This is a genomic window from Psychrobacter sp. FME6 (genome assembly GCF_014861365.1).
Classification (GTDB): domain Bacteria; phylum Pseudomonadota; class Gammaproteobacteria; order Pseudomonadales; family Moraxellaceae; genus Psychrobacter.
The window spans coordinates 1-20952 of sequence record NZ_RRYW01000055.1 but is presented as its reverse complement, the minus strand read 5'-3'; the positions used below and the strand labels follow the sequence as shown (position 1 = coordinate 20952).

At 43.2% G+C, this 20952-nt stretch carries 21 protein-coding genes; 14 read left to right on the top strand and 7 right to left on the bottom strand.

From position 1 onward, the window contains the following. The first annotated feature begins 184 nt into the window (after positions 1–184). The 6 genes from EI162_RS09145 (at position 185) to EI162_RS09120 (ending at position 4643) form a co-directional block, all read left to right on the top strand. Positions 185–625 carry an RNA-binding S4 domain-containing protein gene (locus EI162_RS09145; RefSeq protein ID WP_192524073.1) on the top strand — a complete coding sequence of 147 codons (441 nt, stop codon included), beginning with the start codon at positions 185–187 and terminating at the stop codon, positions 623–625. 220 nt (positions 626–845) lie between these two features. Further along, positions 846–1343: a low molecular weight protein-tyrosine-phosphatase gene (locus tag EI162_RS09140; protein WP_192524072.1), complete on the top strand. Its 498-nt coding sequence runs from the start codon at positions 846–848 to the stop codon at positions 1341–1343. Between the two features lie 94 nt (positions 1344–1437). Next, positions 1438–2589: a UDP-N-acetylmuramate dehydrogenase gene (gene murB, locus EI162_RS09135; protein WP_192524071.1), complete on the top strand. Its 1152-nt coding sequence runs from the start codon at positions 1438–1440 to the stop codon at positions 2587–2589. Continuing rightward, positions 2579–3352, top strand: a complete 774-nt coding sequence (locus tag EI162_RS09130; protein WP_192524070.1) for a YdcF family protein — start codon at positions 2579–2581, stop codon at positions 3350–3352. Before murB ends, EI162_RS09130 begins: the two co-directional genes overlap by 11 nt. A gap of 132 nt (positions 3353–3484) precedes the next feature. Then, a complete protein-coding gene (ccoS, locus tag EI162_RS09125) occupies positions 3485–3778 on the top strand; it encodes a cbb3-type cytochrome oxidase assembly protein CcoS (protein ID WP_192524069.1) in 294 nt (97 codons plus the stop codon). 34 nt (positions 3779–3812) lie between these two features. After that, entirely contained in the window at positions 3813–4643 is an 831-nt protein-coding gene (locus tag EI162_RS09120) for a sulfite exporter TauE/SafE family protein (protein ID WP_192524068.1), read from the top strand. A gap of 100 nt (positions 4644–4743) precedes the next feature. On the opposite strand, the gene EI162_RS09115 is transcribed toward EI162_RS09120, so the two are convergent. Next, the gene (locus EI162_RS09115; RefSeq protein WP_192524067.1) at positions 4744–5898 is read right to left on the bottom strand and encodes a DEAD/DEAH box helicase; all 1155 of its coding nucleotides are present in this window, start codon (positions 5896–5898) and stop codon (positions 4744–4746) included. 276 nt (positions 5899–6174) lie between these two features. Then, a complete protein-coding gene (locus tag EI162_RS09110) occupies positions 6175–6390 on the bottom strand; it encodes a cold-shock protein (RefSeq protein ID WP_192524066.1) in 216 nt (71 codons plus the stop codon). Between the two features lie 475 nt (positions 6391–6865). Between EI162_RS09110 and aroQ the strand changes: the two genes are divergently transcribed. Beyond that, positions 6866–7396, top strand: a complete 531-nt coding sequence (gene aroQ / locus EI162_RS09105) for a type II 3-dehydroquinate dehydratase (protein ID WP_192524065.1) — start codon at positions 6866–6868, stop codon at positions 7394–7396. Positions 7397–7720: 324 nt separating this feature from the next. Then, positions 7721–9022: an ABC1 kinase family protein gene (locus EI162_RS09100; RefSeq protein ID WP_192524064.1), complete on the top strand. Its 1302-nt coding sequence runs from the start codon at positions 7721–7723 to the stop codon at positions 9020–9022. 12 nt (positions 9023–9034) lie between these two features. On the opposite strand, the gene EI162_RS09095 is transcribed toward EI162_RS09100, so the two are convergent. After that, complete coding sequence (locus tag EI162_RS09095) at positions 9035–9865, bottom strand: ion transporter (protein WP_192524063.1); 831 nt, start codon at positions 9863–9865, stop codon at positions 9035–9037. Positions 9866–10152: 287 nt separating this feature from the next. Between EI162_RS09095 and EI162_RS09090 the strand changes: the two genes are divergently transcribed. After that, positions 10153–10902, top strand: coding sequence for a YebC/PmpR family DNA-binding transcriptional regulator (locus tag EI162_RS09090; protein WP_192524062.1), 750 nt, complete (start codon positions 10153–10155; stop codon positions 10900–10902). Positions 10903–11004: 102 nt separating this feature from the next. On the opposite strand, the gene EI162_RS09085 is transcribed toward EI162_RS09090, so the two are convergent. Continuing rightward, a complete protein-coding gene (locus EI162_RS09085) occupies positions 11005–11577 on the bottom strand; it encodes a methylated-DNA--[protein]-cysteine S-methyltransferase (protein ID WP_192524061.1) in 573 nt (190 codons plus the stop codon). A gap of 65 nt (positions 11578–11642) precedes the next feature. Beyond that, positions 11643–12554: a signal recognition particle-docking protein FtsY gene (gene ftsY / locus EI162_RS09080; protein ID WP_263973714.1), complete on the bottom strand. Its 912-nt coding sequence runs from the start codon at positions 12552–12554 to the stop codon at positions 11643–11645. A gap of 970 nt (positions 12555–13524) precedes the next feature. Between ftsY and EI162_RS09075 the strand changes: the two genes are divergently transcribed. From EI162_RS09075 to EI162_RS09065, 3 genes are all read left to right on the top strand, one after another. Beyond that, a complete protein-coding gene (locus tag EI162_RS09075) occupies positions 13525–13689 on the top strand; it encodes a hypothetical protein (RefSeq protein ID WP_192524060.1) in 165 nt (54 codons plus the stop codon). A gap of 103 nt (positions 13690–13792) precedes the next feature. Next, complete coding sequence (locus EI162_RS09070) at positions 13793–15301, top strand: M16 family metallopeptidase (RefSeq protein ID WP_192524059.1); 1509 nt, start codon at positions 13793–13795, stop codon at positions 15299–15301. 168 nt (positions 15302–15469) lie between these two features. Next, positions 15470–16966 carry a M16 family metallopeptidase gene (locus EI162_RS09065; protein WP_225736940.1) on the top strand — a complete coding sequence of 499 codons (1497 nt, stop codon included), beginning with the start codon at positions 15470–15472 and terminating at the stop codon, positions 16964–16966. 98 nt (positions 16967–17064) lie between these two features. Here EI162_RS09065 and EI162_RS09060 read toward each other — a convergent pair whose 3' ends face one another. Then, positions 17065–17556 (bottom strand): hypothetical protein, encoded by a 492-nt coding sequence (locus tag EI162_RS09060; protein WP_192524057.1) that lies wholly within the window; start codon positions 17554–17556, stop codon positions 17065–17067. Between the two features lie 329 nt (positions 17557–17885). Continuing rightward, complete coding sequence (locus tag EI162_RS09055) at positions 17886–18842, bottom strand: D-Ala-D-Ala carboxypeptidase family metallohydrolase (protein WP_192524056.1); 957 nt, start codon at positions 18840–18842, stop codon at positions 17886–17888. 263 nt (positions 18843–19105) lie between these two features. Here EI162_RS09055 and rodA point away from each other — a divergent pair, with 263 nt between their 5' ends. Together rodA and EI162_RS09045 are read left to right on the top strand one after the other, a co-directional pair. Further along, positions 19106–20248, top strand: a complete 1143-nt coding sequence (gene rodA, locus EI162_RS09050; protein ID WP_192524055.1) for a rod shape-determining protein RodA — start codon at positions 19106–19108, stop codon at positions 20246–20248. A gap of 247 nt (positions 20249–20495) precedes the next feature. Continuing rightward, on the top strand, positions 20496–20952 hold a 457-nt coding region (locus EI162_RS09045), incomplete at its 3' end, for an IS30 family transposase (RefSeq protein ID WP_192524054.1).

Sequence of the window (20952 nt, the reverse complement as noted above, 5' to 3'; positions counted from 1 at the left end):
CCTAGGCTTAGATGTGTATAGTTCATGGTTGCAATCTCACTTTGGTCGGTGGATAAAGACTTTGATGCTAGCGCATCTAGGTCTTTTTTTCACCTCGCATTTGGTATTGCACTTCATGTGTTAATCTAAGTTAGCAAAAAAAGCACCATTACTATTTTACTTTATTGATATTTATGAGGTTTTGATGAGTAAACACAATAAAAACCACAATCAACCCAGCCACAGCAAACCTGATTTGGTTCGCATGCGGCTTGATAAATGGTTATGGGCTGCACGCTTTTATCGCACTCGAACCCTTGCCAAAGAAGCCATTGAAAGCGGGCGAGTACATTATGCTGGTAGCCGCGTTAAGACCAGCAAAGAAATTATGGTTGGCGATGAGCTACAGATTCGTCAGGGCTCAGCTACGGCGATGACTGAAAAAACAGTGATTGTTGAGGCACTCACCGCACAACGTGGCAATGCGACCGCTGCCCAAGTTTTATATTCAGAGACTGAGGAAAGTGAAGAGCGACGCGCCTATTATGCCGAGCAACGTAAACTTGCCAATCTTGCCCGCCCTGATAATAAACCCAACAAAAAAGAGCGTCGTGATTTACAACGTTTTAAGAACAAGCAAGACTAAAAATATTAGGGTTTAACCTCATTTTTAAGAATATAGCTCTCAGCAGCGCCCTACGGTTTACTGGATTGAATGACCCAATTGTTTAGCCTCTACTCTTGCCATTCAAAGCATTAACCGTTACGCTGATAACTCATTAATTTACTCGATAACATGCTAATAAACCGCATTACCCATGCTGGTCTTGATAGCATGTTTTTTTGTTGTGATAAAAGGTCATTATATGCCAATCAAAGCGTCTACCCCCTCATCTGTGCTATTGGTTTGTTTGGGAAATATTTGCCGTTCACCGACCGCCGAAGAGATTTTTCGTCAGCAAGCAGCAATTGCAGGGCTGGCAATTAAGGTAGATTCTGCGGGTACTGGGGACTGGCATATTGGTCACGCACCCGATGAACGAGCACAGCGTCACGCTAAAGCCCACGGCTATAAAATTAATAAGCTGGTCGCACGGCAAGTAAGCGCCGATGATTTTCGTAATTTTAATTTAATCTTAGCTATGGATGCGCAAAACTTAGCCGACCTACAAGCCATTAAAGATGGCATGGCAGACACAGAAGATAATTTAGCCAAGTTAGCGTTATTCAGCGAAGAAGATCCTACCTACGGTGGCGACGATGTCCCAGACCCTTATACAGGCGATAGCGACGCATTTGAAGAAGTGATAGAACGTATCGAATCTAGTGCGCAAGCTTGGATTGAAAGCTGGAAAACTGCCTAGCAATAAAGCGCCATATTTCTGCTACTTTTATATCTAGCATCCTTTATAATGAACATCACATGATTTTTGTTTATCTGTCAGATTAGGCTATGTTATGACTTCAGCTTTGCGCCTTGATACCAGCACTCGACATGATTTACCAACTGATGACTTGCCAGTGGATTTATTAAACTGTCCAACAACTGATTTGTCATATAGCAATACCATGGCTTTAGCGTCTACTGCTGATTTGGTCGTGACATTGACGGATGAGGCGCAGCTCGATGCTTTTATGGCTGACTATGTAAAAGATACAACACCTAATAAGCCCTTGTTTGTGCTCTCTGGCGGCAGTAACGTGTTATTGCCGGCGCAATTAAATGCCATCGTATTACGTCCAAAAATGCGCGGTATCAATCTAACTGCGCAAACAGACAGTCATGTCGGTATTGAAGTGATGGCAGGTGAAAACTGGCATGATTTGGTGATGCATACCGTAGCTCAAGGTTGGTATGGACTTGAGAATCTTGCGCTGATACCCGGTTTAACAGGAGCAGCGCCTGTACAAAATATCGGTGCTTACGGTGTTCAATTAGAAGACTGCTTAGAATACGTGCGCGCCTATCATCTGCCTACTCAAACTTGGCATGAGCTAACAGCGGCTGACTGCGATTTTGGTTATCGTGATAGCATTTTTAAACGCAATCCAAATATCTGGTTAATCAGTCGCGTGGGTTTCCGCCTACATACAGATGCGACAAAGTTTTTAGCCAGCTACGGTGATGTACAAACAGTCGCCCAACGCTATGCAGCGGAGCAAGGTCGCAAGCAGCTTACGCCTTCTGATGTTATGCAAGCCATCATTGATATTCGCCAGCAAAAACTACCTGACCCTAAGCAGCTACCAAATTGCGGCAGCTTTTTTCAAAATCCTATCATCCCTCAAGCTCAATTTACGGCATTGCAAACACTCTACCCTGCTATCGTTGGTTATCCTATGCCTGATGCAATGATTAAAGTCGCTGCAGGCTGGCTAATTGAACAAGCCGGTCTAAAAGGTGGTGGCATAGCCCCAATTGTCACTCATAAGCAACAAGCATTAGTATTAACCAACCACACGCCTTATCAAGCCGTTCAAGAAGATGTGGCAGCCGCCCAAAAATTTATTGCTGATACTGTGTACGATAAGTTTGCCATTCAATTGTCGCGTGAGCCCGTGTGGGTAAATGCTGACGGCTCTATTGGATATGAAGAGCATGTGGTCTAAGCGGTCATGGTCTAAGCGATTATGGCGCTCTTACTTACGTTCAGCTGAGCGCATGATGAAGTTGTTTCGTATTATTAATGCCACTTTTTTGCTTGGCTCAACGGCGGTTATTTTAGTACTCATCAGTTTATTTACACCGCTATTTTCGCAAGCAGTGGTTTATCTATTTACCCTTCTACCCTTACCAAACATGCCTTCTACCGCCATGAGTACACCGCCTACCGCTTATGTAGTATTAGGTGGCGGTCTGACCAATGATCATAACAATCAAATTATCCTAAATAGCTATAGTCTTAATCGCGCCCGTACCGCTGCTACCGCCTATCACGATCTACCCCTTCCTATCGTACTAAGCGGTGCTGAAGCGCCTTGGCTTGGTCAGTGGCTTATCGAACATGGCATTGATGGATTGATTAGCGAAAATGCCAGTATGAATACCTGCGAAAACGCGCGATTTACCGCCAAACGTACTCCCCTATATCATGTATATCTTATTACTGATAGCTATCATATGGCTCGTGCGCGCAGACAATTTGCCTTAAACGGTATCAACAGCACACCGATTAACGCTCCTTTACCGGTCAGGCGTGATTGGATGGAACCAGCGAAAAACTTGAGCCATTCACGGCGCGCAGTCTATGAGATCGCAGCTTACCTACGTGATGTGATACGTCCACAAACAAACTGTCGTCAAGCCAAAGACGTAACGTCGCAACAGCTGTTGACGCCTAGAGGTAACGCTGCGAAGACAGATGATGACTAAATATCAATATCAATCTAGTACAAACGTCATCACATAACTGTTTACGGCATTGCTTTCAATAGGACAGAACGTCCATTAAATGGAGTAATGGGTGTATAATACGCTAAGAAACTGCTATTAAAGAGATTTGCCATGCTCAGTATATTTTTATTAATTCCCTTAAGTCTCATGCTGTTTGTGGTTGCTATTTGGGCCGTACGTTATGCCGTTAAGTCAAATCAGTTTGAAGATCTAGACAATGCCTCTCAGCGCATCATATTGGACGATCGCCAAGAGCGTCGACAAACGATGCAAGCGCACCAGCACTCAACGCCTGATCAGCAAGGCAATGATGTAGTAGCGACTGACACAGCTCATGATGCAGCAGCTGATACTGATTCAGATACGAGCAAGCTCTCCGATAGTGACCATAACCCCAAAATCTAGCTTTAATTTTTAGACTCTTTAGGAGAAACATCCTATGACTATTGCTTTACTAGTTGCGGCATTACTGATGGGTTTTTTTGGTTCACCACATTGTTTGGGCATGTGTGGCGGTTTGGTGACCGCATTTGGACTGTCTATGAAAGATGTCAGTCCAACCAAGCGCCGTGCCTTGGTAGCGACTTATCATTTAGGCCGTTTGACCAGTTATGCATTGTTAGGTTTAATCGCTGGACTTGTTGGTACTACTGTACTAGCGCCATTAATGACGAGTAACAATATACCGCGTATCTTATTAGGCTTAGTACTGGTATTTGTTGGTGTAACCATGCTTGGCGCACCATTTTTAACTAAGCTTGAGCGTTTTGGCATGCGATTTTGGCAGTACCTTAGCCCCATTCGTCAAAAAGTATTTCCATTGAATACTTTTCCGCGTGCACTGTCTGCTGGTCTTTTATGGGGCTTTTTGCCTTGTGGCTTGGTATATGGCGCTCTACTGATTGCCGTGGTCGCTCACAACCCGTTAAGCGGTGCAGCATTGATGTTTGTCTTTGGTCTAGGCACCGTACCAATGCTGGTTGCTACTCACGAAACCGTTGGCTGGTTGCGCGATAAGATTGGACGTTTTCGCTTAAGACAGCTGAATGGCGCTATCATGGTGTTGTCTGGCTTGGCCGTTGTTTTTGTTCCTATCGCCATGTCTAGCATGCACGGCAGTCATGATGGTGGGCACGGAGAGATGGATCACAGCAGCCATTCTGCTATGATATCTGACACAAATGATAGCGCGCACCACGATATGAGTGAAATGGATCACAGCATGCATAATATGGATGACGACGCAGCGACAATGGAACAACAGCACTAGTTTAATTGTCACTTATCTTTATTTGAAAAGATTTTGCTCAAAGAAAAAGCCCCCAACAAATCGTTGAGGGCTTTTTTAGCGCCAAGTAGTTAAAGGCTTGCTACTGCTGCCACTGTTCAAGTTTAAATTTAGTATCTAAGTGCTTTTCTAACGCTGGTATATTAAAAGCATCATCTTCACTCACAAAGCTAATACTGACACCTGTTTGTCCAGCACGCCCTGTACGACCAATACGGTGCACATAATCATCTGGCTGATCAGGCAACGTATAGTTAATCACATGACTGATATCATCGACATGAATGCCGCGTCCTGCTACATCGGTTGCCACCAAAATAGAAGCATGGCCATCTTTAAAGCGTTGTAGATATTTTTCACGCTTTTGCTGAATCACATCGCCCGATAGCATGACGATTTTATGCGCTTGGCGAAGCTTATGATACAAGCGTTTGACTTGGTCTTTACGATTGGCAAAGACGATGACCTTTTCTACTGCGCTATCAGTGATGATACGCTCTAAAGCTTCTAGTTTCTGATTTTCAGTTAACAAATAGAAATGCTGATCAACCAGTTCACTGGTTTTATGTTCAGGCTCAATTTCGACAAACTGTGGTTCATGCAGCCAGCGATAGGCCAAATTCATCACATCTTGGTTAAAGGTCGCAGAAAACAATAAGCTTTGACGATCGGTATTGGCTGGCATGCGACCAACCAAACGCTTGATATCGGGGATAAAACCCATATCCAGCATGCGATCCGCTTCATCCAATACCAGCACCTCTACTCTATCTAGATAGACCATGCCTTTATTGGCAAGATCAATCAAACGACCAGGCGTCGCTACCAAAATATCGACATACTGACGCTCAAGCTCGTGCTGCTGGGTTTCATAATTGGTGCCACCCATGATGCAAACGCTGTGTAGAGCAGTGTATTTGGTCAATTCGATGCAGTCGTCAAATATCTGCTGAGCAAGCTCACGAGTGGGCGCCATCACAACAGCACGTGGCTCACCTAAATAACGCTCTTCATCATTGCCAAACGGCCGCTTAAGCAGCGCCTCCATAATAGTCAATAAAAATGTTGCCGTTTTGCCAGTACCCGTTTGTGCCTGTCCAATGGCATCTTGATTTGCCAACGTATAGGGCAATATTTGTGCTTGAATAGGTGTTAATTCAGTAAAGCCTAAATCGCGCACTGCGCGTAAAGTCGCATCCGTTAGCGGTAAATCTGTAAACGTCGTAAAATTGCTCAAAAAAACATCCTTTTTGTATTAATCAATCATAGGTTATCAATCAAGGACAGCTAGGCTGTCTGCATGACAGAGGCTGCAAAAACTCACAGACTACAACCCTATTAAATCTATAGATAATGGGCAGACAAGTAGACATAAAAAAGTCAAGCCTAACGCCTGATCCCACAGATATGCTGGAGTTAACTCAACACGGGTGAGATAAGACGGGCTTGACTCAGTAGTATATCAGTAGTTTGGACAGACATTATAGCTAAACCGCTCTAATGACTGAGTTGATTACTCTTCTACTTTTTTGACTTCTTCAGCTTGAAGACCTTTATCGCCTTCTACTACACTGAATTCAACCTTTTCACCGTCCGCTAAAGAACGATAGCCATCACCTTGAATCGCGCGGAAATGGACAAAAATATCTTCTCCGCTGTCACGTTGAATGAAACCAAAACCTTTTGAGTCATTAAACCACTTAACGGTACCTTGCTCACGAGCTGACATAATATTACTTCCTAAAAAAGTTCGCCTAGTCCCAAATTCCTTTGCAACATTGCATATAAATGGGGTCTAAGATTATGAAATCAAAAAATTAAGAGTATTACAATAGTAGCTGCCACTTATGCATAGCATTTATAATAAATAACCCTATTTAAAAGCATAGTTAATGTTTTAAATATAGCCACTATAAACAAAGCCACTATCTTTACTATTAGCCTACTTTAGTAACAGCAACAAACTTGCAATAATTATTGCTTAAAAAATATCATAGCACGGGTTTTTAGCAACATAAAGACATTTAACACGATTTTTGATGATTAGGTGGGCTTTTTATGTAATTTTTTTATAACCAAGCCTGCAAGCTGTTATCATAAAGCAGTAATCTTAGCAGGACGCTACCACCCTGCTCTTCTGTAATTCTTACATCTAACGATAAATTATAAACGATCGATATCATTTAATAGCTATAGAGACCATTATGACAACCCCTTCTAAATCAACCACAGCATCTTGTGGCCAACATGCTGACAAAGTATTCAATAAAAAACTCTTATTGGTTAATGGGGTCAATTTGAACTTGCTGGGTAAACGCGAGCCTGAAATTTATGGTCATACAACCCTCGCTGATATCGAAAAACACTTGGTTGCGCGTGCAGCTCAGTATGGTATTGAATTAATATGCAGTCAATCCAATCATGAAGGCAAGCTGGTTGATGAGATTCAACATCATGGACTTTTAGCAGAAAAAGCGGCGCAAGTGGATGCGATTATTATCAACCCTGCGGCCTTTACCCACACCTCTGTCGCTATACGTGATGCGCTCTTGGCCACACAAAAACCCTTTATAGAAGTGCATTTATCCAATGTTCATACGCGTGAGCCTTTTCGTCATCATTCTTATTTGAGCGATGTCGCGGTTGGGGTTATTTGTGGATTGGGGCCGCTAGGTTACCAGATGGCATTGACCTATTGGCTCGACAATCTCTATGCTATAAAAACGATCGACTGACACTTAATCTTTGTTTTAAAACCGCCCTTAAACATTGGTAAAATAAGAAAAACACGGTTCACATATAGTAAGTTCAATATAAAAGCGGTACGGCGGCGGGACTGGTATACCTTTCTTTAAAATATAAGCTTTGCAGCCTTTGTCAGCGTAGACACAGCAAGCCAGAAAAATTTATACCAGTTCCGCGTCATATCATAACGCATCTGTTTTATTTAGAACCGACTATAGAACCGTTTTATTATCAACACATTAGCTAAACAGTATTTATTTGATTAAAACACTAGAATTACGGCTGAGCAAACAATCCACTATATGGTGACATGAATGGCAAAAACGTCTGGAAAGCGCTTTATGAAACTCGCTGGTATGACCGCAAGCATTGCTGGCAAAGCAGCTAAAAACTCATTTAGGCATCTCTCAAGTGACGAAGAAAAACGTCTGCAAGCGCGCTCAGAATTAATGCAAGACGTGGGTATCCAGATAGCCGAAACGCTTGGAGAAATGAAAGGTGCGGTGATGAAAGTGGGGCAAATTGCTTCACAGTATAAAGACGTCTTTCCACCTGAGGTTGCCACCGCTTTAGAGAAGCTACAAAAAGATGCGCCGCCCATGCCCTATGCGCAGATACGGGCGCAAATCGAGCGTGAACTTAACGCGCCTGTCAACGAATTGTTTGCTGAGTTTGAAGAAACCCCTTTTGCTGCCGCTTCTATTGGCCAAGTACACAAAGCCACACTGCCAACGGGACAAAAAGTGGTGGTCAAAGTCCAGTATCCTGACGTCGATGAGAACTGTGATAGTGATCTCAAGCAAGTACGTATGGCGCTAAAAATCGCTGGTGTACTTAATATGAGTAAACAGTTACAAGAACAGCTGTTTAACGAGATTCGCCAAAGCTTGCACGATGAGCTGGACTATATTAAAGAAGCGCATAACTTGCGAGTGTTTGGGGCTTTTCATGCAGAAGATGAAGGACTTATCATTCCTAAAGTCGTTAGCAGCCATTCTTCCAAACGGGTTTTGACCTTGACCGAAGAGATGGGCGAAACGTTAACAGTCGCAGCGACATGGGACAATGACATCAAACAAGAAATAGCAAAGCGACTGTTTCACTTTACTGCAGGACAGTTATTTGGCTTGTACCGTATGCATTGCGACCCACATCCTGGTAACTTTGCTTTTCGCAAAGATGGTAGCGTCGTGGCTTATGATTTTGGGGGTATTCGGAGTTATAGTGATAGCGAAGTTAAATTGTTCCGCCGTTTTGCCAAGCATGCTATTACAAGCGATACGACTGCCCTTGAACAAGACCTTGTTGCCTTAGACATTCGCCGTGACGATGATAAAAATATTCCGGGTGAGTTCTATGAAAAATGGCTCTCTATCGGCCTAAAGCCTCTCTCTATCCAGCCTTATCAAGAAGGCGCTTTTGATTTTGCTAGTAGTGAAGTCCATCACGAAGCCATCGCCCAAATGCGTACTTCGTTGAAGTACTTTGGACAGTTTCAGCCTTCTGCGACGACCATGATGTTAGATCGTACGGTATCAGGGCAGTACTGGAACTTGGTCAATTTAGGCGTTGAGATTGACCTATCACCACTCGTTGATGAATACATAGAGGTTTAATTCGAACGACAATTAAATGTGTAGGGCATGGCCACAACGATCACAAAACTCTGCCCCTACCGCATGTCCAAACTTACCACAATTTGGACAGGCTATCGGGTTCAGCTGCGGACGCATATTACGCGCTAATTCAGCCGTAAAAATACCCGTTGGTACGGCAATAATGGCATAACCGGTAATCATAACCATCGAAGCAATTGCTTGACCGATTGGCGTTTTTGGTGACATATCGCCATAACCAGTTGTGGTGACCGTCACCACCGCCCAATAAATAGATATCGGAATACTGGTAAAGCCATTTTCTGGCCCTTCGACCACGTAGACAACCGCACCAAAAATCGTGACCAATAGTACTAATGATAAGAAAAACACCGTAATTTTTTGCTGACTGGTTTTGAGCGCTGAGGCCAAAAAACCCGCTTGCTGCATGTAGGTGTTGAGCTTAAGCACACGAAACACGCGTAAGATACGCAGTATGCGAATAACTAATAGATACTGTACGCCGCCGAATACTAGGCTCAAGTAGCTTGGCAGTACTGACAATAAATCTACTATCCCAAAAAAACTGAACACATAACGCAAACGGTTGGGTGCTGAAAACAACCGCAGAATATACTCCATCGTAAACAAAATGGTAAAAAACCATTCTGCATAGCGAAACAGTATGCCATATTGCAAACGCATATATAGCACACTATCCAGCATGACCACAGCCACACTGGCCAAAATCGCAATCAACAATACGATATCGAACAGTTTACCCAGACGGGTGTCTGTCCCTTCAATAATGATATGAATGCGGTTACGCAAATGGGTAATGGCTTCAGCGGTGGGTTGCTTCATAGAGTCAGTAACTTCATAATATCAATGGCTTGATAGCAACCAATGACTTAAAATGTGATAGATAAGGTCAAGTTAGTCAAAATACCTAAAACTGGTTTATAATATTGCTCACTTATCATTGTGAATACAATCTATAAGTTGCCACAGTGTAGCAAAAAAGCACTCTCAACAACATAAAAATCGTTAATGTATTAGTAGCTCTATTGCCTTAGACAAATAGAATTACCCTATTATAAAAATACTTTTTTTAAGCATAATAAATAAGACGCAGAATTTAAGGATATTATATGGCAGGCCATTCAAAATGGGCAAATATCAAACACCGCAAAGCCCGTCAGGATGCGGTAAAAGGCAAAGTATTTACCAAAATCATTCGTGAAATCGTTTCTGCAGCCAAGCAAGGTGACGCTGATCCTGACAAGAACCCACGACTGCGTGCCGTCATTGAAAAAGCACTATCAGCCAATATGACTCGAGATACCATCAATCGTGCCGTGGCTCGCGGTACTGGCGGCGATGACAATGAAAATATGGATGAAGTGAGCTATGAGGGCTATGGAGTGGGCGGTGTGGCTGTATTGGTCGAAACCTTGACTGATAATCTTAACCGTACCGTTAGTGAAGTGCGTCATGCGTTTACCAAAAACGAGGGCAACCTTGGTACTTCAGGTTCGGTTGCCTATTTATTTACTAAGCGCGGCGAAATTACCTTTAATGACATCAGCCTAGAAGATGAGGTGATGCTGGCAGCGTTAGATGCAGGCGCGCTGGATATCGAAAACGATGGCGAAAGCCTACTTGTTATCACTGAATGGGAAAGCTTTGGTCAAGTCAAAGATGCGCTCAATGCGGCAGGACTAGTGTCTGATAACGCTGAAGTCACCATGTCTCCATCAACCAGCGCCGAAATCGATAATGTCGATGATGCCGAAAAAGTCATGAAAATGATTGATATGTTGGAAGATATCGATGACGTCCAAGAGGTTTATAGTAATGTGAACTTCTCTGCTGAGGTGATGGCTGAGCTTGAGCAATAACATCATCACATAATCAACTATCAGTTGTTCAATAAAAAGCCAAACGTTTTTAGCGTTTGGCTTTTTTGTGTTTAGTAGCGCGTGATACGTGCTTAATTCACATTATGTTTTGCAACTGACCCCTTCAAGCGCTAACAAGTATTCTTTTTTATCTAGCCCGCCTGTATAACCACCGAGCTTACCATCGCTAGCAATGACTCGATGGCAGGGAACGATAATACTAAAAGGGTTTTTACCGTTAGCATTGGCCACCGCACGATAGCCTTTGGGATTACCTACGTTTTTTGCCAGTGTGGCATAACTGATCGTTTCACCGTGATTGATGTCTTGTAGTGCGCGCCAGACTCGCTGCTGAAACTCAGTGCCCAGCGACAGATCTAATGGTAGGTCAAACGCTTGGCGATCACCCTTAAAATATTCGTCTAATTGTTTGATAGCTTCTAGTAACAGAGCTTGGGCAGGTTCGCTTTCGCTTAGGCTATCTTTGTCAATAAAGGTAAAGTCCTGATCGACAAGGTTGTAATATTTTTTAAGTTTCGGAATAGATTTGGAGCTGTGCCAAGCGTTACCTGCCAGCAGCCAATTGGCTTCAACCAGTTTAGGACTGCTATGCTCATTAACACTCGCGATTAACGTTAATTGGTGCAATCCAAAAGTGGCTGTGGTGACTATCATGGCTTTTCCTTCCAAATCGTTATACTTCCAAAACTTCTTCATCAACTAAAACGATCTATCAAACACTACTCTTTATCATCAGTCTCAAATAACGCTGCGACAAACTGCTTAGGACTAAAGGCACGTAAATCATCAATTGACTCACCAACACCAATATAACGAATAGGCACATCCGTCGTTTCAGCAATATTAAAGACCACGCCGCCTTTGGCAGTACCGTCTAATTTGGTAATGGTAATACCTGTCAATGGCACCACTTTATTGAATAGCTCCACTTGGTTAATCGCATTTTGACCCGTGCCCGCATCAAGTACAATCATCCCTTCATGCGGGGCGCTTGGATCGGCTTTACGCATCACGCGCACCACTTTTTCAAGCTCTGCCATCAGGTGGGTTTTATTTTGCAAGCGACCAGCCGTATCGGCTATCAATACATCGATATTTTTTGCCTTAGCAGATTGCATGGCATCAAAGATAACTGACGCACTATCAGAGCCATGACCTTGCGCCACGACTGGAATACTATTACGCTCACCCCAAATTTGCAGCTGTTCAGTTGCCGCGGCACGGAAAGTATCACCAGCGGCCAGCATGACTGACTTGCCCTCACCTTGTAGGCGTTTGGCCAGTTTACCGATAGTGGTGGTTTTACCCACACCATTAACACCAACGACCAAAATAACAAAGGGTTTTTTGCTGCTATCAATGACCAGCGGCGCAACTTTTGGCGTTAAAATATCGACCAATTCAGTTTGTAGTGCCTTATACAGCGAGTGCGCATAAATCAAATCACCACGGTTCGTCTGTTCGGTGAGGCTTTTGATAATACGGTTGGTGGCATTGACCCCGATATCAGCGACGAGCAACTGGTCTTCAACCTCTTCTAACAGCTCATCATCAATCTCTTTGCCACCAATCAAGATACTGACCATACCTTCGGCTAGGTTTTTACGTGACTTGCTCAGCCCCGTTTTCATGCGGTTAAACCAGCTGCCCTTTTTCGTATTGCCTTGAGCCTCTTGCAATTCTACTTCTGATTGCTGCGGAGTCGTCACTTCTGTACTGCTACTATCAGGGCTAACGTTTGGACTATCCCCCAGTTGCTCCTGCAATGGCATGGTTGGGATATTAGGAACGGCACTGGATTCGCTCGCCACATTTTTATCAGTTGCAGCGTTGTCAGTTGTTGAAGAAGCACTTGTGAAACTTTCTGAGGTGTTTTTAGCGCTACTTTGCTCGTCTGTCATGACAATAGGCGTACCCAAAGCGACACTTTCATCATTGGGTGCTTGGGTATTAGATACTTGAGTTTCTACAACCTCTTCCGACTCATCAATAATGGGCACAGATTGCGCCGGCAGACTGGGTAAGGTAATATCATCGTCATCTAAATCATCAAGGTCGCCATCAAGATTGATGACCACACGATTGTTATTATTTGGGTTATTCATAAGCTTGCCCTAAAAGTTATCACTATCAGTTATTTGTTTATTTTGAATGGCCTATATACCGTCATGTTTTTACTCTAGATATGACAGATAATTTTAGCCTAGTTTAGCATAATTCGAGTGGCGCTCAGCCCTTACCGTCTTAGACCATGGTCAAAAATTGCAACTTTAAAAGGCACGACAATAGACTGAGAAAGTTTCGCTTAAGATTTGGACACAAAAATCTGACCCTCTCCATGCTAGACTTCGCCTACTCTACCAAGTCTTACTCTAGGGTGTGTCTTCATTTTAAAATGATTATAAAAATGAGATAAGTTGCAGTCAAACGAGGAAGATAGCGTAAATAATATCGGGATATTAATCAGCTATTTGACGATGTTTGGCAAAATTTAGCCATTTTTAGCCCATTTAGATACAGTCGCTTGAATTGAGGACATGCCTTAGGGTTTGCTACTTATTCAACATCGCATATTCGACAATCACCGGTTAGGAGTTACTTATGTCATCACTATCTCATACTCGTAAAAAGTATAGTAAAAAGACCGTCAGTATCAGCGCAGCACTATTGTTAACCACGATGGTGCTATCAGCGACAGGCTGCAATACTACTCAAGAATTCAAGCCAACGGCCAGTGTGATGGTTGGGGCGCATAAATCTTTATAAAGCCAACTATCGTTAGCATTGATAGTTGATACATCAGTTTATGATTCGCCATTTTATGAGTCATCTGTTTACAAGTTGCCATCTTATATAAGTAGAACCTACCATGCCATTGTCTTTACCATTATTCATGCCTAACACTTCACTACGCATTGCCTGTACCCTAGCAATGGCCACCGCACTTGCTGCTTGTCAGACCAATACCATTGATTCTAATCAACGCTCGTCTGTTCAGAATCCAATGACTCCAAACACCTCAGAGCAAGATAAAGCAAGTCAAAATCAAGCGACCGCAGACACTCAGCAATCAGCATTGACCATGGATATGTCGGGTCGACATGAATATCAGCTAGAAAACGGTCTAAAGGTAGTGGTAAAAGAAGACCATCGTGCACCAGTAGCGATGACCCAGATTTGGTATCGAGTTGGTTCAGCAGATGAGCCCGTTGATAAAGGCGGCATCTCGCATTTGCTTGAGCATATGATGTTTAAAGGCACCAGCAATGTTTCAAGCGCGGATTATGAACGCTTGATTGCCAAATTTGGTGGGGTCAACAACGCCTTTACCAGCTACGATTATACAGGCTACTATGAGCTGTTCCCTGCCAATCGCTTTCCTTTAGCATTAGAGCTCGAAGCGGATCGCATGAAAAACTTAGTATTTGATGAAAAAGAATTCGTCAAAGAGCATCAAGTGGTCATGGAAGAACGTCGTCAGCGTACCGATGACAATCCACTTGCCAAAGCTTACGAATCATTCCGCTTACTCGCATTGCCTGATAGCCCTAAAGGTGAGTCAGTTATTGGCCCAATGAACGAGCTTGAATCAATAACACTGCCAGAACTAAAGGACTGGTACCAGCAATGGTACGCGCCAAACAATGCAACCTTAGTTATCGTAGGCGACGTTGAGCCGACAGAGGTATTAACTCAGGTCAAACGCTACTTTGGTGAGCTCAAAAAAAGCAATCTACCCAAGCGCCCTGCCATCAGTCAAAAAGGCTTCCGTGGCTATCAACAAACTGACTCCGAGCAAGCGGTGCAAGTGCCGGTTTTATTAATGGGTTATAACGTCCCCAGTCTCGTCACTGCTGGTGCAAAGGATGAAAAGCAAGCATATGCGCTGTCATTAGCCCAAGATGTATTAGATGGCGGCCTGTCCGCACGCCTCGAGAGTCGGTTGATACGTGAGCAAGGAGTGCTGACTACGGTAGGCACGTCTTATGATTTGCTGGATCGCGGCGACGGGCTGTTTTTGATACAGGCGACACCGCGTGAAGGCGTGAGCTTAGATCAAGCACAGCAAGCCATCATTGCTGAAATAGAAAAGCTCAAAACCGACCCGATTGCCGCTGATGAAATCGAGCGTGCCAAAACCAATACGGTGACGGGGCTTGTCTATGCGCAAGACAGTATGGAGGGTCAGGCACGTATGATTGGCTCGTTACAATCTATCGGTCTAGATGACAGACTGCTTGCTGAGTTACCAGCTAGGCTTGATAATGTAACGATTGCTGATATAAAAGCGGCCAGCAAAAAATATTTAGTAAAGGATAATTTGACGGTGATGCATATCGTGCCGCCTAAAGATAAAGCAGAAACAAAGAAAAAATAGCGCGGTGTGTTTCATTTATTTAATGCAAAAATTTTTCATAAAGCCTTTATTAATAAGAAGAAAACCATGACCCAAAATACTACTTTCAACATTAACAAAACGACTAAAAAGAAGACTGTTTTGCTGTCATCAATGAAACTATCAATGAAACTATCAATGAAACTATCAATGAAAACAAAGTCTAAGCAGCTACCCAGTTTGAGTGTGGGCTTATTTTTAGGGCTGACCACATTGAGCATAACGGCTCACGCAGATATAGCTGATGCTGAAGACTCTCGCTCCCATGCAGCAGCAGTCGATACCAGTGCACCAATCGCAGCACTGTCAAAGCTGACCAGCCTAGATGATGCCAAGCCTCTAAAGGTTACAGTACCAAAGATTCAGCAGTTTAAAACCAAAGCAGGTGTGCCTGTACTTTTTGTACCGACGACCGCATTACCGATCGTCGATATTGATTTGCGCTTTAATGCTGGTAGTGCTCGCGATAGCAGTATAAAGCAGGATGGTTTTGGCATTGCCAATATGGCCGCAACCATGCTTGAACAAGGCTCCAAGCGTTTAGATGAAAATGAATTCACGCGTGCGGTTGAAACCTTGGGCGTTAATTTAAGCAGTAGTGCTTATAAAGATATGTTTATGGTCTCGCTGCGCAGCTTATCTGATGACAAGCATCTACTACCTGCCAGTGACTTAATGACTCAGATGGTCACTGAGCCGAGCTTTGATGAGCAAATCTTAGCCCGTAACAAGGCACGCTTACTGGTCGGTTTGCAGCAGCAAAAACAAGATCCTAACAGCCTTGCCAGTATTGCATTTAGTCAGGCACTGTACGGTGAGCATCCTTACTCCCATCCATCGGTTGGTACGCTTGAAACAGTCCCTACTATTGAAAAAAAACAGCTGGTGGATTTCAAAAACCGCTATTTAGTCGCGGCAAATGCCTCTGTTGCCATGACAGGCAACCTAACCTTAGAACAAGCCAAAAAACTGGCTGAAAGTATCACGGCTAAATTACCTACTGGCCAGCCCGCCGCTGAGCTACCTGAGCCAAAATCCCTGAGTACATCAAAGCATATTCACATACCATTTCCCAGTACTCAGACCACCGTACTCATGGGGCAGTTAGGTAGTAAGCGCGCCACCAACCCAAAAGACCAACAGCAGCAAACCAATTTTGCTGTCGGTAACGAAGTCATGGCTGGGGGAGATTTTAATGCACGACTAATGACGGAAATAAGGCAAAACCTTGGCTATACTTATGGCATATCAGGCTCGATGAACCCGATGCTGGCGCGTGGACCTTATCAAATTGGGTTTTCAACTCGTAATGACAAGGCTCGTGCTGCGATTGATGCCAGCCTAGATGTCATTAATGAAACTTTAGACACAGGTATCACTAGCGATGAGATGCAACTGACAACAGATAATCTCAAAAATAGCTTCCCAATGGGTTTTGCGAGCAATGCGGGAATTAATGGCTTACTCGGTATGATGAATTTTTATCAACTGCCGAACAGTTATTTGTCAGATTATGTCAATCGTATTGACCAAGTTAAGCTCTCTGAAGTCAACCAAACGATGCGCAGTACCCTACAGCCTGATGATTTTTTAATTGTCACTGTTGGTCAAAACGATCCTTGGAAAGATAAAAAGACCAGTAACTAACTATAGATAATTCGCTTTAAAATGGCTATATAAAAAAGGATGGGCGATGCTATTAACATCGCCCATCCTTTTTTTTGTTTTATCAAAAAACAAAATATTTAATTGGAAACAGTCACTGCCACGTCATACACAAAATGTTCAGGCTTATAAGTTGCCCCATTATAGGACAATCGGACCACGTGCTTGTCATAAGAGCTGACCTGATAATCCCCGTTAGCAAAGTCGTGCAGCGTTGGCACTATTAGTAATGCTTCGATTTGACTGTCGTTAGTACTCACCGAAATATGCTGACCATTTCGCGGGTATAAAAAATAATCACAGTGATTATCCACCATCACTTCTTCGGTACGCTCAATAACCTGACTGTCTATTTCTTCTTGTATCAATTTTGGACAAATATTGGAGCGTTTTGATGCCAGACGCGCATAAGAGTTCTTAATATTGTTTTGAATATCTTTGGCATCTTGCAAATTTTTATCCGAGCCAGAGTCAGATTGTTCTGCCGCTATTGAGCTGTCATCAGAGAATGTGTCTGGGCTGCAAGCACTAATCAGCACTAAAGAGAAAAAACCTGCAGCAAATAAAGCCACGTACGTATTGTTTGATTGCAAAAACGTTTTTTTTGATTTATTAGACCGATTATTTTTTGTATACCGCTGTTTCATAAACCTTACTTACCATAAGTGCTATTTTAAGCCATGTATCACTTTTTATAACCTTGTGATTGACCTCATAGGCATATTATAACGCTTCTAACCCTCTTTTATGACTCTTAGCCAGTATTTATTTACCCTTCTGATAGTTTCAACTTATACTATTCACCAAAATTAGAGTAGCAAGGAAAACGAATGCAAGTACTACACACTGTAGACTAAACGAGCTTGACACAGCTAATCGTACTTTTTGGGTTTCAATTCATTTAATAACGGCAGGAGGAACTGCTACTGGCATGGTTAAAACCCCATTTACGATAGCCTTCGGTATCGAGATGAATCGCGCCTGTAGAGTATAAACCTAAGCCGAAATCATGAGATTGTCCCTGATATTGCCAAAACTGGCATAGGCCATCCTGCATAGTACTAAGCTGCCATGGGCTACCTTCATAATCAGGTACCCAAATATCCATAGCCCCTGCGGTCATATGTTTACTAGCGCTGGCGCCGCCTGCACAGTCATTTAGTCCTGGACTACGATATACTGAACGTATCTCGGTGCTCGCCGGCAAAACTCCTTGGCTTTTTAACTCACTGTATAAACGTAATGTTGGCACAATATTCGCCCATAGCTCCTGCGGGGGCAACTGATACGGCTCATAACCGCACTTACTCCAGCTACGAGCAGTAGTCAGTAGCTGAGACAATGGCGGCACATTTTGCGCACCAACTCGTGAGCCAAGATAACGCTTATAATCGTTTACCTGCCTAGCACGGTAACTATTACTATTCAGCCATGCATTAAAATTCATATTGGTAAAGTCGTTACTACTAGTGCTATAAGTCGTGTTATGGCGTGGTGTGCCTTTATTGGTATTGACTCGTTTGTTCTCTTCTATCGATAAGCTGGCATCGAATTCAAACTCACGCTGTTTTTGTTGAATAAGTCCTTGCATACTATCGCCACTTACTCTATCTGCTCCACTCAACATAGTTACACCACCGCTGTAGCCACCTTTTTGATTAGCATTACTGCGGGCAGAAGGCGAAATATAGGCGTTAGAGCTGTCACTATCAGCGCTGCTGCCATGGCGAATTTGGATACGGCGCTCACTATTGTCGCTTATAATCGCGGCATGGGCAGAGATGCTACTGGCACAAATAACTAAAGCGATGACAGGCTTGTGCATTTGCTTATAAATAGGTTTTTTTGTATTTATCATTGCAAGAAACTACCGCTAAAAACGTTTTATCGATACTATCAAATTTTAAGCAAGCACGCTAAACTATCGCAACGAATCAGTAGCGGCATATTCGTAATTAACACTTATCCTTATAGTTTTTATAATTACGTGACTTTATTACCAGCAAGTTACTTTATTCTCTATTATCTGGTTGAGTGAACACTTTATAATCACTGATTATCCACTTGTTACTTATCAAACAAGATTTTTCTTTCACACCAATGGTCAGTCACACTTTGCCTATGTCTTCGAATCTACAGTATCGTTTTTCACGTCAGAGCCATCATTTAGGTCAAGGTCATGCACCAACGCTATGGCAGCGCATTCATATCGATCCATGGTTGACTCTCCTGCTGCTGACGGTTTGCTGTATTGGTTTGACGATTTTGTATAGTGCTGCAAGTCAAGATGTGGGCATGGTCATACGCCAAATGGTCAGTTATGGCGTAGCTTTTACCGTTATGTTCGCTATGGCACAGATACCGCCTAGTATTTATCGTGTTTTTACGCCCATATTTTATGTGCTTGGATTAATTTTATTGGTATTGGTCGATATCATTGGTGAGGTACGCATGGGCGCTCAGCGCTGGATTGAATTACCAGGATTTGGTAGCGTGCAACCCTCAGAATTCATGAAACTTGGCATGCCCATGATGTGTGCTTGGTTTTTGTCCAAACGTGACCTGCCGCCGTCTGCTTCTAGTATTGTTATAACCTTGGCATTAATCATCGTCCCTGTGTTATTGATTGCTAAAGAGCCTGATCTTGGTACATCGTTATTGGTAGCAGCAAGCGGTATTTTTGTACTGTTTTTAGCAGGTCTATCATGGCGCTTGATTTCAGCTGCCGCCATCCTAGCAGTACCTCTTCTCGCCATCGTCTGGAATTTTCTATTGCATGACTATCAGCGGACGCGAGTATTAACAATGCTAAACCCTGAAGCTGATGTACAAGGTGCTGGCTGGAATATCATCCAATCCAAAACCGCTATTGGTGCCGGTGGACTGACTGGAAAAGGCTATTTAGAAGGTACGCAATCACATCTACATTTCTTACCAGAAGGCCATACTGACTTTATTATTGCCGCTTTTTCTGAAGAATTTGGCTTATTAGGTGTTTTATTATTGATGTTTATTTATTTGTGTTTATTGATGCGCGCCTTGTATATTGCTTTTGATCATACCGATGTTTATAGCAGGTTATTAGCGGGTGCTATTACCATGTCTTTCTTTGTTTATGTATTTGTCAATGTCGGTATGGTTGGTGGGCTTTTACCTGTGGTGGGGGTTCCTTTACCTTTTATCAGCTATGGTGGTACTGCCATTGTGACTTTAATGGCGGGTTTTGGTATACTTATGTCTATTCATACTCATAAGTCTCCTTAACTTCATTAGGGCCTGTTGAGCATTCAAAAGTATGTAAATCGATAACGATAGCTTGCCTATAATTTGTCGCTGTGACAGTGATTATCGCAAAGACAAATTACTCATTTTACAGCCACAATGCCCGTCATTTTCCACTTATCTATCTTAGATTAACACATGAAGTGCAATATCAAATGCGAGGTGAAAAAAAGACCTAGATGCGCTAGCATCAAAGTCTTTATCCACCGACCAAAGTGAGATTGCAACCATGAACTATACACATCTAAGCCTAGGGGAACGATACCAGATTTATGCCCTTAAAGGGGCAAAACATAGTATTAAATTTATAGCGAGGGCGTTAAACAGAAGTCCCAGCACCATATCAAGAGAGCTTAGGCGTAATAAAGGCCTGCGCGGTTACCGAGCAAAGAATGCTAATAACAAGGCTTGTGACAGACGGTCAAACAATGCGCCCAGCATCATCGCTGACGTATGGGATTGGGTCACAGATAAGCTAAAAGACAGCTGGAGTCCTGAACAAATAGCCGGCGTTCATGGTGGTATTAGTCACATGAGCATCTATCGCTATATCTGGAGGGACAAGAGACAAGGCGGCAGGTTATGGCAGTGTCTCAGACGCAAAGCCAAACCTTACCGTAAGCGACTAACGGCTGAGACCCGAGGCCGTATCAACGACAGAGTCTCGATTCATGAGCGCCCTTGTA

Coding starts and splice junctions, on each gene's coding strand:
- EI162_RS09145 (WP_192524073.1), top strand. CDS start 185: ATGAGTAAACACAATAAAAACCACAATCAACCCAGCCACAGCAAACCT.
- EI162_RS09140 (WP_192524072.1), top strand. CDS start 846: ATGCCAATCAAAGCGTCTACCCCCTCATCTGTGCTATTGGTTTGTTTG.
- murB (WP_192524071.1), top strand. CDS start 1,438: ATGACTTCAGCTTTGCGCCTTGATACCAGCACTCGACATGATTTACCA.
- EI162_RS09130 (WP_192524070.1), top strand. CDS start 2,579: ATGTGGTCTAAGCGGTCATGGTCTAAGCGATTATGGCGCTCTTACTTA.
- ccoS (WP_192524069.1), top strand. CDS start 3,485: ATGCTCAGTATATTTTTATTAATTCCCTTAAGTCTCATGCTGTTTGTG.
- EI162_RS09120 (WP_192524068.1), top strand. CDS start 3,813: ATGACTATTGCTTTACTAGTTGCGGCATTACTGATGGGTTTTTTTGGT.
- EI162_RS09110 (WP_192524066.1), bottom strand. CDS start 6,390: ATGTCAGCTCGTGAGCAAGGTACCGTTAAGTGGTTTAATGACTCAAAA.
- aroQ (WP_192524065.1), top strand. CDS start 6,866: ATGACAACCCCTTCTAAATCAACCACAGCATCTTGTGGCCAACATGCT.
- EI162_RS09100 (WP_192524064.1), top strand. CDS start 7,721: ATGGCAAAAACGTCTGGAAAGCGCTTTATGAAACTCGCTGGTATGACC.
- EI162_RS09095 (WP_192524063.1), bottom strand. CDS start 9,865: ATGAAGCAACCCACCGCTGAAGCCATTACCCATTTGCGTAACCGCATT.
- EI162_RS09090 (WP_192524062.1), top strand. CDS start 10,153: ATGGCAGGCCATTCAAAATGGGCAAATATCAAACACCGCAAAGCCCGT.
- EI162_RS09085 (WP_192524061.1), bottom strand. CDS start 11,577: ATGATAGTCACCACAGCCACTTTTGGATTGCACCAATTAACGTTAATC.
- ftsY (WP_263973714.1), bottom strand. CDS start 12,554: ATGAAAACGGGGCTGAGCAAGTCACGTAAAAACCTAGCCGAAGGTATG.
- EI162_RS09075 (WP_192524060.1), top strand. CDS start 13,525: ATGTCATCACTATCTCATACTCGTAAAAAGTATAGTAAAAAGACCGTC.
- EI162_RS09070 (WP_192524059.1), top strand. CDS start 13,793: ATGCCATTGTCTTTACCATTATTCATGCCTAACACTTCACTACGCATT.
- EI162_RS09065 (WP_225736940.1), top strand. CDS start 15,470: ATGAAAACAAAGTCTAAGCAGCTACCCAGTTTGAGTGTGGGCTTATTT.
- EI162_RS09055 (WP_192524056.1), bottom strand. CDS start 18,842: ATGATAAATACAAAAAAACCTATTTATAAGCAAATGCACAAGCCTGTC.
- rodA (WP_192524055.1), top strand. CDS start 19,106: ATGTCTTCGAATCTACAGTATCGTTTTTCACGTCAGAGCCATCATTTA.